The organism is Enterobacter sp. BIDMC 29 (assembly GCF_019378755.1).
Classification (GTDB): Bacteria; Pseudomonadota; Gammaproteobacteria; order Enterobacterales; family Enterobacteriaceae; genus Enterobacter; species Enterobacter ludwigii.
In genome coordinates, this window is record NZ_CP080000.1 from 2421024 (window position 1) to 2435465 (window position 14442).

A 14442-nucleotide genomic window follows, 5' to 3' on the forward strand; every position below is an offset into this window, starting at 1 on the left:
GGGATTGCGCGAATCAGTCTTAATCCCTTAGGAGCAGAGAGCGCAGTCCGGCCGCTTTGTTTTCTATCTCCTGCCACTCCTGCTCCGGGTCAGAGCCGCTGACAATTCCCGCCCCGGCGTACAGCCGCAGGGCGTCTTCGTAAACACGGGCAGAACGCAACGCCACGCAGAACTCGCTTTGTTCAGGGGATAAATACCCGGCAGAACCGGCGTACCACTCGCGGTCGAACGGCTCGTTGTGGTAGATAAAGTCGCGCGCCGCCTGACGCGGCAGGCCGGCGACGGCCGCCGTGGGCTGCAGAACATGCAGGCATTGTGCATCGTCAGCGTGTTTGAGCTCGGTCCAGATACAGCGACGCAGATGCTGTACTTTACGCAGCCGTACAACCTGGGCGGGCAGCACCTCCAGCGTCTGGGTATGGTGCTGGAGCCGCTGGCAAATATCTTCCACCACCAGCATATTTTCACGCTGATTTTTGTCGTCGTTCATCAGCCAGTCGCCCAGCCGTTTGGCCTGTTTATCATCGGTATGGCTGGCGACGGTGCCTGCCAGCGCTTCCGTGCGCAGCAGCTTGCCGCGTCTGCGCCACAGGCGCTCGGGGGTCGAGCCGAGAAACGCGTTGCTGGCATCGAACACCATGCAGAAATGGTAGCAGTTCAGGTTCAGGGCGCGGCTGGCAGCCATCAGTGCGACAGGGTTAACAGAGTGCTTAAACTGCAGGTCGGTTGCCCGGGCGAGCACCACCTTTTCAAAATCACCGCGAGCGATGGTCTGGGTTGCCTTGCGGATAAGGCGCAGCCATTCGGGTTGTTCCGGATGATGCTTTTCCTGCACAACCTCAACGTACAGCGGACGAATGGGTCTCGCCTCAACGAGCTGCTGGAGAAAATCCAGCGCGGCGCGGGCATCATCGTGAAGTGAACTGTCGCTCCACAGCTGCAGGCGTAACGTGGCATGTCCGGCGGTACGTCGCCACAGCAGACGCGGTAAAAACAGACTGCCCTGCTCGGGATTAAACGCATTCAGGCCGCAGATACGCGTGTCACGGGCCGCATCATGCGCCTGCAAAAACTGTGAGGCAAATGCCAGAGAGGAGAAATGCGCGACGGCACCAAGCGCAGCAAGTTCTTCATCACCGTTACGCTGTTGCCAGTAAAACTGAGGATAGCAATGCTGAACGCCCAGCCAGGCCAGGGGATCGAAGGCGTCGTTTAACGGGAAAGAGACGTCGAAGTGATGTAAACCGGGTGCAGTGGGTAACGCTTGCGTAAGCTGGCTACGCAGATGCTCCAGCGCGGTGGAAATCGAATTCACGCGAACCTCTCCCTGTTAAAACCGCATATTATACGGGGTACTGACCATAAATAGCAGTACCCACGTATAGGGAGTGGTTAACCGTATAAGGAACGTTAACGGCGGGCTAAAAGCAGCCCCAGCACCAGTCCGACAGCTGCCCCTACCCCGATGCCTTGCCATGGTTTTTCATGGACGTAATCATCGGCACGGTATACCGCCTTTTTCGCGCGGTAGTAGTAATTGTCCGAAGCATGGCTGACGCGATTTTTAACATCATCCAGTGCTTTTTCGGCACGGGCTTTCAGCTCAATATATTTCTGATCGGCAGGGTCGCCCGACGAACGTAACACCTCTTCCAGCGTTTCGCTCAGCAAGGCCAGGTCGTCATCGATACGGGTATCCCAGGATTGAAATGACATATTTTTCTCCATGTTAGTACACCAGTCCGCTAACTATAGCCAACGACTCGCCATTACGCCTGTTTCGCTTCCCGCGCCATGCCGATGTGTGGAATACCGTCCTCATCGTACACGTCCGTCACGGGCGTAAACCCAAAATGCCCGTAAAACGGTTGCAGGTGCGCCTGCGCGCCCAGATATAACGCCTTGTCCGGCCACTGTTTTTGGCACGCTTCCAGCGTTTTTTCCATCAGCTGATAGCCCAGTTTTTCACCACGCGCGTTGCCGCTGATAATCACGCGGCCAATCACGACAGGCTCAAAATCGTCTTCGCTTTTCAGAATCCTCGCATACGCCACCAGCGCGTTGTCCCGCCAGCCAAGAATATGGCGATTCTCGCCAATAAGATCATCGCCATCGATATCCTGATACGGGCAGGTTTGTTCAACAACAAACACTTCGCAGCGCAGTTTGAGCAGCGCGTAAAGTGACGTTACCGTGAGCTCACTATGGTGTAAATCTTGCCACTGGATCATGTCAGTCTCCTTCCTGGGTTCATCACGTTATACTAAACCCCTCCCCGTTCGGCAAAGGGCTGATTACGTTATGGAACTGATTTTTCTCGGTACGTCCGCTGGAGTGCCAACCCGATCACGAAATGTGACCGCGATTCTGCTGGATTTGCAGCACCCGACGCGGGGTGGATTATGGCTTTTTGACTGCGGTGAAGGGACGCAGCATCAGCTGTTACATACCCCGTATCATCCCGGCAAACTGGATAACATTTTCATTACCCATCTGCATGGCGACCATCTGTTTGGCCTGCCTGGCCTGCTGTGCAGCCGCTCAATGGCGGGCAATGCCAACCCGCTGACGATTTACGGGCCTGCGGGTATTCGGGAATTTGTCGACACCACGCTGCGCCTGAGCGGCTCATGGACAGATTATCCCCTGGAGGTGGTGGAGATAACCGCTGGTCTGGTGCTGGATGACGGTGTGTATCGGGTGACAGCCCAACCCCTGAGCCATCCGGTAGAGTGCTATGGTTATCGCATTGAGGAGCAGGATAAACCCGGCGCGCTCAATGCGTCGGCGTTACTGGCCGACGGGATTAAACCCGGGCCGCTGTTCCAGCGCCTGAAGCAGGGCGAAACCGTGACGCTGGAAGACGGGCGCGTCATCAACGGGCAGGATTACCTCGCCGCCCCGCAGCCCGGGAAAAAACTGGCGATTTTTGGCGACACGGCCCCGTGCCCGGCGGGGTTGCTGCTGGCGCAGGGTGTGGATCTCATGGTGCATGAAGCCACCCTCGAGGCGGCGATGGAAGAGAAAGCCAACAGCCGGGGCCATAGCTCTACGCACCAGGCGGCGCAGCTTGCGCGTGACGCGGGCGTCGGGAAACTGATCGTCACCCATGTCAGCTCGCGCTACGATGCCCGTGGCTGTGAACGCCTGCTGGCAGAGTGCCGTGAACGGTTCCAGGAATGTGAGCTGGCCGAAGATTTCGCTAAGGTCAGCGTTTAGTCCTTCATTTTTCTCTCAGAGTGCCGATAACGATTAAAAGGTCAGCATTTCTCTCGAGGGTAGAATGGATAATTTCCAGAAAGATATTGATGACAGGGCGAATCTCACCCTGTCGAACCGTTTTGAACTGTTGCTGTTCCGTCTTGGCACCTCTCTGAACGCAAATAAATCCGAGCTGTTTGGCATTAACGTCTTTAAGCTGCGTGAAATTGTGCCGATGCCAGAGTTCACGAAACCCGCCGGGATGAAATCACCGCTGATGGGCATGGTGAATATTCGCGATCAGGTTATCCCGGTAATCGACCTGGCTGCCGTGGCGGGCTGTAAGCCAACCACCGGGCTGAACATCCTGCTGATCACGGAATATGCCCGCAGCGTGCAGGCTTTTGCGGTGGAATCCGTTGAGAACATCATGCGTCTTGACTGGAAGCAGGTGCACGCGGCGGAAACTGCCGTCAGCGGGCGGTACATCACCAGTATCGCCTGTCTGGATGAGAAGACCGATACCAATGAGCTGGCGATGGTGCTCGACGTTGAGCAGATCCTGTATGACATCACCCCGGCCAACCACGACCTGCATGCCACGGATCTGAAGACCACGAAATTCCACATCAAGCCCGGTGCCGTCGCGATTGTCGCCGAAGACTCTAAAGTGGCACGCTCGATGCTGGAAAAAGGTCTGCAGGCGATGGAGATCCCGGCGCAGCTGCATATCACCGGCAAAGACGCGTGGGAGAAAATTAGCGTGCTGGCGGCACAGGCTCAGGCTGAAGGTGTGCCGATTACCGATAAGATTGCACTGGTGCTGACCGACCTGGAAATGCCGGAGATGGACGGCTTTACCCTGACGCGTAAAATCAAAACCGACCCACTGTTGAAAGATATTCCGGTGGTGATCCACTCTTCCCTCTCCGGCAATGCTAACGAAGATCATATTCGCAAGGTGAAAGCCGACGGTTACGTGGCAAAGTTTGAACTCAATGAACTGTCGTCAGTCATTGAAGAAGTTCTGGATCGGTCAATGAAGAAGATTGACGGTCCGCTGATTAGCCGTAAACAGCTGGCTTAACTTTCAGCAGGCTCACGCCTTCCCGACAGGGCAAGGCCGCAAGCCAACAAAAAACCCGCCGAGGCGGGTTTTTTTATTCACTGCGGTCAAACAGCAACGTGATTACATCAGCGGCATCGCGTGCTGCACGATGGTGATCAGCGGCTGTGGATAGATACCGAAGATCAGTACCAGCAGCGCGGAGATCAGTACCACGATACCACCGGCGCTGTACTGCCAGTTACGCGGCGCATCGCGGTTCAGCTGCTGAGGTGCACTCAGATACAGACTCACGGCCACACGCAGGTAGTAGTAGAGACCGATTGCAGAGCCGATAACCACGCCCGCCGTCAGCCACCACAGGTGTGCCTGCACACCCACTGCCAGCACGTAGAACTTACCGATAAAGCCCAGCGTCATCGGAATACCGGCCAGAGAGAGCATCATTACGGTCATAACGGCGGACAGAATCGGACGGTGCCAGAACAGACCACGGTAGGAGAACAGGGAATCTGCATCCGGACCACGGTACGGGCTGGACATCAGGCTCACCACGCCGAACGCGCCGAGGCTGCTGAACAGGTAACCGGCCAGGTAAACACCGACGGTCTCCATCGACATCTCACCGCTCTGCAGCGCAATCAGTGCCACCATCAGGTAGCCCAGATGGGAGATAGATGAGTAGCCCAGCAGACGTTTAATGTTGGTCTGGCTCAGCGCCATCAGGTTACCGAAGATGATGGAAGCAAACGCGATGATACCCAGCACCACGCGAACCGCTTCGCTGTCACCCACCGGCGCGTACAGGAACAGACGCATCACCACTCCGAAGATAGCGATTTTGCTCGCCGTCGCCAGGAAGGTTGAGACTGGAGCAGGCGCGCCCTGGTAGACGTCTGGCGTCCACAGGTGGAACGGAACCAGAGAGAGCTTAAAGCCAAGGCCAACAATCATCATGCCCAGACCCGCCAGCAGCAGCGGTTCGTGCAGCATACCGTCGCCGAGGCTCTTGCCGAGCGCCATGAAAGAGAGGTTTCCGGACTGTGCGTACAGCAGCGCGATACCAAACAGCAGGAAAGACGACGCGGCAGCAGACAGAATGGTGTACTTGATGCTCGCTTCCAGAGAACGTTTCTGACGGAAGGCGTAACCAATCAGACCGAACAGCGGCAGAGAGATAAGCTCAATACCGAGGAACAGCGCAGCCAGATGGTTCGCATTCGCCAGCAGAATACCGCCCAGCGCGGCAATCAGTACCAGCAGGTAAAACTCTTCTTTGTTGTCGTTGTAGCCTTCCAGCCATGGGTACGCAAACGTACAGGTTGCCAGGCTCGCCAGCAGAACCAGACCCGAGTACAGCATGGCATAGCCGTCAACGCGCATCAGTGGAGTGACGTCCATCGCCCCGCCCTGGCCAACAAACCAGAGAGAGACCAATGCGGCGTTCAGACCGATGACCGACAGCGTGGCATTCAGGAAGTGATTGCGTCGCCACGCAATGGAGAGCATCACAACCACCACCGTCAATCCGACGATCAGCAGCGGTAGCAGCGCGATCAGTTGTTGTGGAGTTATTGTCATGGCGAATTACGGCCTTGTAGTAGAAGCAGAATTAACAAACCACTGCTGGATATTCCCCATCGCGGAGTGCGAGGTATCCAGAATTGGCTGCGGGAAGAAGCCCAACAGCACCAGCAGTACGACCAGCAGCAGGATGATGAACAGCTCACGCAGCGACATCCCCGGCAGTTCTTTTGCAGCAATTTCGCTCTTCGCTTTACCGAAGTAAGCGCGATGCAGCATCGCCAGCGAGTAAACGGAAGCGAACACCAGACCAAAGGTGGAGATCACGGTAATGACCGGCACCACTTTGAAGCTGCCGAACAGAATCATAAATTCGCCGACGAAGTTACCGGTGCCTGGCATACCCAGAGTGGCCACCGCGAAGAACATAGAGAGCGCTGGCAGCCATTTAATTTTGCTCCACAGACCGCCCATCATACGCATGTCACGGGTGTGAAGACGTTCGTACAGCTGACCACACAGGATGAAGAGACCGGCTGCGGACAGACCGTGCGCAATCATCTGGATAACCGCACCCTGGTAAGCCAGCTGGCTGCCGGTGTAGATGGCAATCAGTACAAAGCCCATGTGGGAAACGGAGGTGTACGCAATCAGACGTTTAATGTCGTACTGCGTGAAGGCCATCCAGGCACCGTAGAAGATACCGATCACACCAAGCCACATCGCAATTGGCGCGAACTCAGCGGACGCATTCGGGAACAGCGGCAGAGCGAAACGCAGCAGACCGTAGGCCGCGGTTTTCAGCAAGATCCCCGCCAGGTCAACGGAACCCGCCGTTGGCGCCTGTGAGTGCGCGTCTGGCAGCCAGCCGTGCAGGGGAACCACCGGCATTTTCACCGCGAAGGCAATGAAGAAGCCCAGCATCAGCAGGTATTCCACACCGTGAGACATCGGGGTCTTCAGCAGGTCTTCATAGTTGAAGGTCCAGATACCGGTCGCCGTGTGGTGAACAAACACCAGCGCCAGAATCGCAATCAACATTACCAGACCGCTCGCCTGGGTATAGATGAAGAACTTGGTTGCCGCCGTGATACGCGTTTTACCGTCGGACGCCTTATGGCCCCACAGCGCGATCAGGAAGTACATCGGCACCAGCATCATCTCCCAGAAGAAGAAGAACAGGAACATGTCGATGGCAAGGAACACGCCGATAACGCCGCCCAGGATCCACATCAGGTTCAGGTGGAAGAAGCCCTGGTATTTTTCAATTTCTCGCCAGGAGCACAGTACCGCCAGAACGCCGAGCAGACCCGTCAGCACCACCATCAGCAGCGACAGACCGTCGATAGCCAGGTGAATGGTTATCCCAAAACGCGGGATCCACGGCAGAATAAATTCAGACTGCCACTGCGGAATCCCCGCAGACTGCGTCAGAGAGTAGCCACCCTGCAACCACAGTTGCAGACCAAGCGCGAGCGTCAATCCCATGGTGATCAGCGCGATCCAGCGCGGCATCTTCACGCCAAAGCGTTCAGTCTGCCAGCACAGGAAGCCGCCGATGAAGGGAATTAATATTAGCCAGGGTAGTAACATGGCGATTTACATTCCTTTTTAAGGCCCCCAGCAGGGGCCTGATTTTCAACGAATTCGAATAAAATTCACTTAACGATCAACGCAACACCATCAGCAGCGCCAGCACGACAACCGCACCGATGCTCATGGACGCCACATACCAGCGCAGGTAACCGTTCTCGCTGAACAGCAGGCCTTTACCTGCAAAGCGGGAAAGGATCGCCGGGATATTCATCAGGGAGTTCAGCGGATCGCGTTTCAGCAGCCACGCAATGCCCAGGAACGGCTTGACGAAGATCATGTCGTACAGCCAGTCGAAGCCCCACGCGTTGTACCACCAGGTCCCCAGCAGGCGGCCTGGCGCACTGTTGGCAACGGCGGTCACCAGCGTACGTTTGCCCAGCCACAGCCATGCTGCGATCAGGATGCCCGCGATAGCGACCACACCCGAGGTGATTTCAAGCGTCAGAACGCGACCGTGCTCAAGCTCGGTGGTGTCCGGCAGTACGCCCTGCAGCGGTGGCACAATCAGTGCGCCAACGAAGGTGGAGAGTACCAGCAGCACAATCAGCGGCAGGTGATGAGTAATCCCCTTCCCTGCGTGAGCGTGAATTTGTTCTTTACCGTGGAATACGATGAAAATCATACGGAAGGTATACAGGGAGGTCATGAACGCACCGACCAGACCCGCAACCATCAGATTGATATGACCATTCGCCATGGCACCGGCAAGGATTTCGTCCTTACTGAAGAAGCCCGCGGTAATCAGCGGCAGTGCCGCCAGCGCCGCGCCGCCCACCAGGAAGCAGACATAAACCAGCGGAATGGACTTACGCAGTCCGCCCATCTTGAAGATGTTCTGCTCGTGGTGGCAGGCCAGAATCACGGAACCGGATGAGAGGAACAGCAGCGCTTTAAAGAACGCGTGCGTCATCAGGTGGAAAATGGCTGCGTCCCATGCCTGAACACCCAGTGCCAGGAACATATAACCAATCTGGCTCATGGTGGAGTACGCGAGAACGCGTTTGATGTCGGTTTGCACCAGCGCGGCAAAGCCTGCCAGCACCAGCGTTACCGCACCAACGATACCCACCAGATGCAGAATTTCCGGCGTCATCAGGAACAGACCATGCGTACGCGCAATCAGGTAGACCCCAGCGGTAACCATGGTTGCGGCGTGGATCAGCGCGGAGACAGGCGTTGGACCTGCCATCGCGTCGGCCAGCCATGTCTGCAACGGCAGCTGCGCGGATTTACCCACGGCACCACCCAGCAGCATCAGCGTTGCCCACCACAGCATGTCATTGCCGGCAGCGAAGTGCGCTGGCGCCAGTTCCACCATTTCGCGGAAATTCAGCGTGCCCAGTTCGTTGTAGAGAATGAACAGCGCGAAGGCGAGGAAGACGTCACCCACACGGGTCACGACAAACGCTTTCATGGCCGCTGCGCCATTCTTCGGATCGGTATAGTAGAAGCCGATCAGCAGATAAGAGCAGAGACCCACGCCTTCCCAGCCGAGATACATCAACAGCAGGTTATCGGCCAGCACCAGAACAACCATGCTCGCGATAAACAGGTTGGTGTAGGCGAAGAAGCGGGAGTAACCCTCTTCACCGCGCATATACCAGGAGGCAAACATGTGGATCAGGAAGCCCACGCCGGTTACCACGGAGAGCATGGTCAGAGAGAGACCATCCAGCACCAGGTTGAAACCGATGTTGAAATCACCGACCGACATCCAAGTCCACAGCGGTACGCTGAAGGCCTGACGCCCGTTATTAAAGAAGTCGATACCCGCATACGCTGTCACCAGCGCAGCCAGACCCACAGAGCCCATGCCGACGGTGGCGGACAGATTCTCAGACCAGCGGCCACGAGAAAACGCCAGCAGCACGAAGCCAATCAGCGGAAAAATAATGGTTAAGGCAAGCATGTTCATCCACGCAACTCACTTACTGAATCGATGTTCAGGTTCTGGCGGCGACGATGGAGCTGCAGTAACAGCGCCAGGCCAATACTCGCTTCGGCAGCCGCGAGGCTGATGGCGAGAATGTACATCACCTGACCATCGGTCTGGCCCCAGTAGCTTCCGGCGACCACGAAGGCCAGCGCGGAGGCGTTAATCATGATTTCCAGACCGATCAGCATAAACAGCAGATTGCGGCGGATAACCAGACCGGTTAAGCCCAGAACGAATAAAATCGCAGCGAGGATCAGTCCATGTGTTAAGGGGATCATGCGCGTTCCTCCGTTTTTCTTTTCGCGCGGTCGTCAGTGCGGTTGCTCAGCAACTCACCAGCACGCTCTTCGCGGCCAACGTGGAAGGCAACAACCAGGCCCGCCAGCAGCAGCATAGAGGCCAGTTCAACCGCCAGGACGTATGGGCCAAACAGCGTAATACCCACCTCTTTAGCGCCGATTGGCGTGCCGTCGATGCCCTGATCATTCACACCCAGAATGGCGTAAACAATGACCACCAGCATGATGGCCGACAGGATCGCCGGGCCAATCCAGACCTGCGGTTTTAACCACTGACGTTCCTGCTCAATTTCAGAGCCGCCCAGGTTCAGCATCATCACCACGAAGACGAACAGCACCATGATGGCCCCGGCGTAGACGATGATCTCCAGCGCACCAGCAAAGTGCGCGCCCAGCGCAAAGAACACCCCGGAAATAGCCAGCAGCGAGATAATTAAGTACAGCAGCGCATGCACCGGATTGGTGTGCGTAATCACTCGCAGCGTAGCCAGGATGGCGATAAGGCCACAGATATAAAAAGCGAATTCCATTGCCCTCTCCTTACGGTAACAGGCTCTTGACGTCGATAGGCTTAGCTTCGTTCTCTGCTTCGCCCTTATCTTTGCCGTCGATTGCCATACCCGCCATCCGGTAGAAGTTATATTCCGGGTATTTGCCCGGACCGGAAATCAGCAGATCCTCTTTCTCGTACACCAGGTCCTGACGCTTATACTCACCCAGTTCGAAGTCCGGGGTCAGCTGAATCGCCGTGGTTGGGCACGCTTCTTCACACAGACCGCAGAAAATGCAGCGTGAGAAGTTGATACGGAAGAACTCAGGATACCAGCGGCCATCTACCGTCTCTGCTTTCTGCAGAGAGATACAGCCCACCGGACACGCTACCGCACACAGGTTACAGGCTACGCAGCGCTCTGAACCGTCCGGATCGCGCGTCAGCACGATACGGCCACGGTAGCGCGGCGGCAGATATACCGGCTCTTCCGGGTACATCCGGGTTTCGCGTTTCGCAAACGCGTGCAGGCCGATCATCCAGATACTGCGTACCTGAGTGCCGAAACCTACCAATAATTCTTTTAAGGTCATGGTCTATAGCCCCTTATGGCTGCTGCCAGAGAATGACAGCCGCCGTTACCAGCAAGTTGATGAGCGTCAGCGGCAGGCACACTTTCCAGCCGAAGGACATTACCTGGTCATAACGCGGACGCGGTAACGCTGCGCGAATCAAAATGAACATCATCATGAAGAACGCGGTTTTCAGCGCGAACCAGATGAACGGCGGTAAGAACGGGCCATGCCAGCCACCAAAGAACAGCGTTACCATCAACGCGGAAATGGTGACAATACCGATGTACTCGCCCACGAAGAACAGACCGAATTTCATACCGGAATATTCGATGTGGTAACCGTCGGCCAGTTCCTGTTCGGCTTCTGGCTGGTCAAACGGGTGACGGTGACACACCGCCACGCCCGCGATAGCAAAGGTAATAAAACCAAAGAACTGCGGGATAACGTTCCAGATGTCAGCCTGGTTGTTGACGATGTCGGTCATGTTGAATGAACCGGCTTGCGCCACCACACCCATCAGGGAAAGCCCCAGGAATACTTCGTAGCTCAGCGTCTGCGCAGAAGCACGCATCGCACCCAGCAGGGAGTATTTGTTGTTACTGGACCAGCCCGCGAACAGCACCGCATACACGGCGAGGCCTGCCATCATCAGGAAGAACAGAATGCCGATGTTCAGGTCAGCCACCACCCAGGTCGGGCTGACAGGAACAATCGCGAACGCCAGCAGCAGCGAGGTAAAGGCGATCATCGGTGCCAGAGTAAAGATCACGCGGTCCGAGAAGCGCGGGATCCAGTCCTCTTTAAAGAACATCTTGATCATGTCCGCTACCAGCTGGAGTGAACCACCCCAGCCCACGCGGTTCGGCCCGTAACGGTTCTGGAACAGACCGAGCAGACGACGTTCACCAAAGCTCATGAACGCGCCACAGGTGACGACCACCAGCAGGATAACTATCGCTTTCAGAATGCTCAGCAGGATGTCGATAAGATCCGGCGTTAACCAACTCATGCTTTTGCCTCCTGCAGATTATCAAGACGCGCACCCGCCAGTACCGGCGCGATGCCAGGCATACCCATCGGCAGACCCACCTGCCCTGCTGTCAGACTTTCAGAGATAATCAGCGGCAAGCTGATTGTCTGGCCATCATAGCTAAAGGCGATGTTCGCACCCGCGTTAACGCCAAGCTTCGCGGCATCTGCCGGGTTCAGCTTGATGTACGGTTGCGGCATGCGGCTCTGGAATACCGGAGAACGCTGAGACAGCTCATCACTGCCGAACAGATGGTAGTACGGCGCAATACGCCAGTTCCCTTCCTGCGCCTGGAAGCTCGCCGGCACGGTGGTGAAGAAGTCCAGACCGGTGTCGGAAGCTTCAATCAGACGCACGCCCGGGTCACCGTGGCGCAGAGAGCCGCCCACTTCAGCCTGGAATTTGTTCCATGCCTGCGGGGAGTTCCAGCCTGGTGCCCATGCGAACGGAACCTGAGAGCGCGGTGCAGACGGCTGGTTGTTCCCTTCCATTGAGAAGGCAAACATCGTGTCTTTATCCTGCGGCTGACGAGGTTCGTGAACGCTGATGTTGGCACGCATCGCGGTACGACCGCTGTAACGGTGCGGTTCACGCGCCAGTTTCTGGCCACGAATACGGAAGCTTGCGTCAGGAGCCGCATCTTTGATGCCAGCCAGCTGAGGCAGTTTTTCCACGACCGCGTCGATAACATGGTCGAGCTGCGTCCAGTCCACTTCACGGCTCTGAACGGTGCTGTGCAGAGAGTGCAGCCAGCGCCAGCTTTCCAGCATTATGGTGTTGCTGTCGTAGTACGCCGGGTCATACACCTGGAAGAAACGCTGTGCGCGGCCTTCGTTGTTGATAACCGTACCGTCGCTTTCCGCGAAGCTTGCCGCAGAGAGCACCAGGTGCGCTTTGTCCATGATCGCGGTGCGCTGATGGTCAATTACCATCACCAGCGGCGCTTTGGAGAGCGCTGCGTCAACGCGTGCGGCAGAAGCATGGCGATGCAGATCGTTTTCCAGCACCACAACGGCGTCAGCAGCACCGGATTCCAGTTCGCTTAACGCAGCTTCCAGAGAGCCACCGCCAATCATTCCCAGACCAATGCTGTTCACCGCACGGGCAATCATGGTCACGCCAACGTCTGCACCACGGCCTTTCAGCGCTTTAGCCACGTTCGCGGCAGCCTGAATGATCTCCGCGCTACCGGCGTTAGTCCCGGAAACAATCAGGGGTTTCTTCGCACCCGCCAGGGCCTGAACAATCACATCAACTTTGTTCTGCAGGTCGCGATCGAGACCTTCAACGGCCGGAGAATTGCTGTCCAGCGCATGAGCAATCGCAAAGCCAAGACGGGCCTGGTCTTCAACCGGCGCGCAGTAGGTCCACGCCGCGATATCGTCCAGACGCGTGTTGTCGACGTTGGTCACAAACAGAGGATGCTTCGCACGCTGACCGATATTGAGGATTGCCGCAATCTGCCAGTCAGCCACTTTTTGAGCCGCCGCCATTTCACGAGCTTTACCTTTGACCGCCTGACGAACCGCCAGGGCAGCGCGAGCGCCGGTCTGCGTCAAATCTTCACCCAGCACCAGAACCGCATCATAAGATTCAATTTCACGCAGCGCTGGGGTATGAATACCGCCTTCACGCAGCACTTTCAGTACCAGCTGCAGACGTTCCTGCTCGCCCTGAGCGATACCGGTGTAGAAGTTTTCCGGCCCAACCAGCTCACGCAGCGCGAAGTTACTTTCGATGCTGGCGCGCGGGGAGCCGATACCGATCACTTTCTTCGACTGGCGCAGAATATCTGCCGCGCCCTGCATCGCCTGTTCAGCGTTCAGGGTGATGAAGTCATCACCACGGCGTTGAACGGGCTGACGTGGACGGTCTTTCAGGTTCACGTAGCCGTAGCCGAAACGACCGCGGTCGCACAGGAAGTAATGGTTAACGGTACCGTTATAACGGTTTTCAATACGACGCAGTTCGCCATAGCGTTCACCCGGGCTGGTGTTACAGCCCAGCGAACACTGCTGGCAGATGCTTGGTGCAAACTGCATGTCCCACTTACGGTTGTAACGCTCGGAGTGGGTTTTATCGGTGAAGACGCCGGTTGGACAAATCTCGACCAGGTTACCGGAGAATTCGCTTTCCAGCGTACCGTCTTCCGGACGACCGAAGTAGACGTTGTCATGCGCGCCATACACGCCCAGATCTTGTCCGTCTGCGTAATCTTTGTAGTAACGCACGCAGCGGTAGCAGGCGATGCAGCGGTTCATTTCGTGAGAGATGAACGGCCCCAGATCCTGGTTGCGGTGGGTACGTTTGGTAAAGCGATAGCGACGGAAGCTGTGACCGGTCATTACGGTCATATCCTGAAGGTGGCAGTTACCGCCCTCTTCACAGACCGGGCAATCGTGCGGGTGGTTGGTCATCAACCATTCCACAACGCTTTCACGGAACTGTTTGGCTTCTTCGTCATCAATCGAAATAAAAGTGCCTTCGGTGGCTGGCGTCATACAGGACATTACCAGGCGACCACGCGTGTCTTCCGCGTTTTGATATTGCTTCACCGCACACTGGCGGCAAGCACCGACGCTGCCCAGCGCCGGATGCCAGCAAAAATACGGAATATCAAGGCCGAGCGACAGACAAGCTTCCAGCAGGTTGTCCGCCCCGTTGACCTCATACTCTTTGCCGTCTACATGAATCGTAGCCATTAGCATGCTTCCAGTTGGCTCAG

General features: G+C 56.6%; 13 protein-coding genes. 2 read left to right on the plus strand and 11 right to left on the minus strand.

Going from position 1 to position 14442, the window contains the following annotated elements; genetic code table 11:
• Nucleotides 1–19: 19 nt before the first annotated feature.
• From menF to JTA15_RS10820, 3 genes are all read right to left on the minus strand, one after another.
• Nucleotides 20–1315, minus strand: coding sequence for an isochorismate synthase MenF (gene menF / locus JTA15_RS10810; RefSeq protein WP_219373217.1), 1296 nt, complete (start codon nucleotides 1313–1315; stop codon nucleotides 20–22).
• A gap of 95 nt (nucleotides 1316–1410) precedes the next feature.
• Entirely contained in the window at nucleotides 1411–1716 is a 306-nt protein-coding gene (elaB, locus tag JTA15_RS10815) for a stress response protein ElaB (protein ID WP_020883147.1), read from the minus strand.
• 53 nt (nucleotides 1717–1769) lie between these two features.
• A complete protein-coding gene (locus tag JTA15_RS10820) occupies nucleotides 1770–2231 on the minus strand; it encodes a GNAT family N-acetyltransferase (protein ID WP_014170987.1) in 462 nt (153 codons plus the stop codon).
• Nucleotides 2232–2301: 70 nt separating this feature from the next.
• Between JTA15_RS10820 and rnz the strand changes: the two genes are divergently transcribed.
• Together rnz and JTA15_RS10830 are read left to right on the plus strand one after the other, a co-directional pair.
• A complete protein-coding gene (rnz, locus tag JTA15_RS10825; protein ID WP_219373218.1) occupies nucleotides 2302–3219 on the plus strand; it encodes a ribonuclease Z in 918 nt (305 codons plus the stop codon).
• A gap of 64 nt (nucleotides 3220–3283) precedes the next feature.
• Nucleotides 3284–4288, plus strand: a complete 1005-nt coding sequence (locus JTA15_RS10830; protein ID WP_014170989.1) for a chemotaxis protein — start codon at nucleotides 3284–3286, stop codon at nucleotides 4286–4288.
• 102 nt (nucleotides 4289–4390) lie between these two features.
• On the opposite strand, the gene nuoN is transcribed toward JTA15_RS10830, so the two are convergent.
• From nuoN to nuoG, 8 genes are all read right to left on the minus strand, one after another.
• A complete protein-coding gene (nuoN, locus tag JTA15_RS10835; protein ID WP_014170990.1) occupies nucleotides 4391–5848 on the minus strand; it encodes an NADH-quinone oxidoreductase subunit NuoN in 1458 nt (485 codons plus the stop codon).
• 6 nt (nucleotides 5849–5854) lie between these two features.
• Nucleotides 5855–7384, minus strand: coding sequence for an NADH-quinone oxidoreductase subunit M (nuoM, locus tag JTA15_RS10840; protein ID WP_014170991.1), 1530 nt, complete (start codon nucleotides 7382–7384; stop codon nucleotides 5855–5857).
• Between the two features lie 76 nt (nucleotides 7385–7460).
• Complete coding sequence (gene nuoL, locus JTA15_RS10845; RefSeq protein WP_014170992.1) at nucleotides 7461–9302, minus strand: NADH-quinone oxidoreductase subunit L; 1842 nt, start codon at nucleotides 9300–9302, stop codon at nucleotides 7461–7463.
• Nucleotides 9299–9601, minus strand: a complete 303-nt coding sequence (gene nuoK, locus JTA15_RS10850) for an NADH-quinone oxidoreductase subunit NuoK (RefSeq protein ID WP_003861496.1) — start codon at nucleotides 9599–9601, stop codon at nucleotides 9299–9301. Before nuoK ends, nuoL begins: the two co-directional genes overlap by 4 nt.
• Nucleotides 9598–10152, minus strand: a complete 555-nt coding sequence (gene nuoJ, locus JTA15_RS10855; protein WP_014170993.1) for an NADH-quinone oxidoreductase subunit J — start codon at nucleotides 10150–10152, stop codon at nucleotides 9598–9600. Before nuoJ ends, nuoK begins: the two co-directional genes overlap by 4 nt.
• A 10-nt stretch (nucleotides 10153–10162) precedes the next feature.
• Complete coding sequence (gene nuoI / locus JTA15_RS10860; RefSeq protein ID WP_003861491.1) at nucleotides 10163–10705, minus strand: NADH-quinone oxidoreductase subunit NuoI; 543 nt, start codon at nucleotides 10703–10705, stop codon at nucleotides 10163–10165.
• A 13-nt stretch (nucleotides 10706–10718) separates the two neighbouring features.
• Nucleotides 10719–11696, minus strand: a complete 978-nt coding sequence (nuoH, locus tag JTA15_RS10865; RefSeq protein WP_014170994.1) for an NADH-quinone oxidoreductase subunit NuoH — start codon at nucleotides 11694–11696, stop codon at nucleotides 10719–10721.
• Complete coding sequence (gene nuoG / locus JTA15_RS10870) at nucleotides 11693–14419, minus strand: NADH-quinone oxidoreductase subunit NuoG (protein ID WP_138614422.1); 2727 nt, start codon at nucleotides 14417–14419, stop codon at nucleotides 11693–11695. The genes nuoH and nuoG overlap by 4 nt, the downstream gene beginning before the upstream one ends.
• Nucleotides 14420–14442 lie beyond the last annotated feature (23 nt).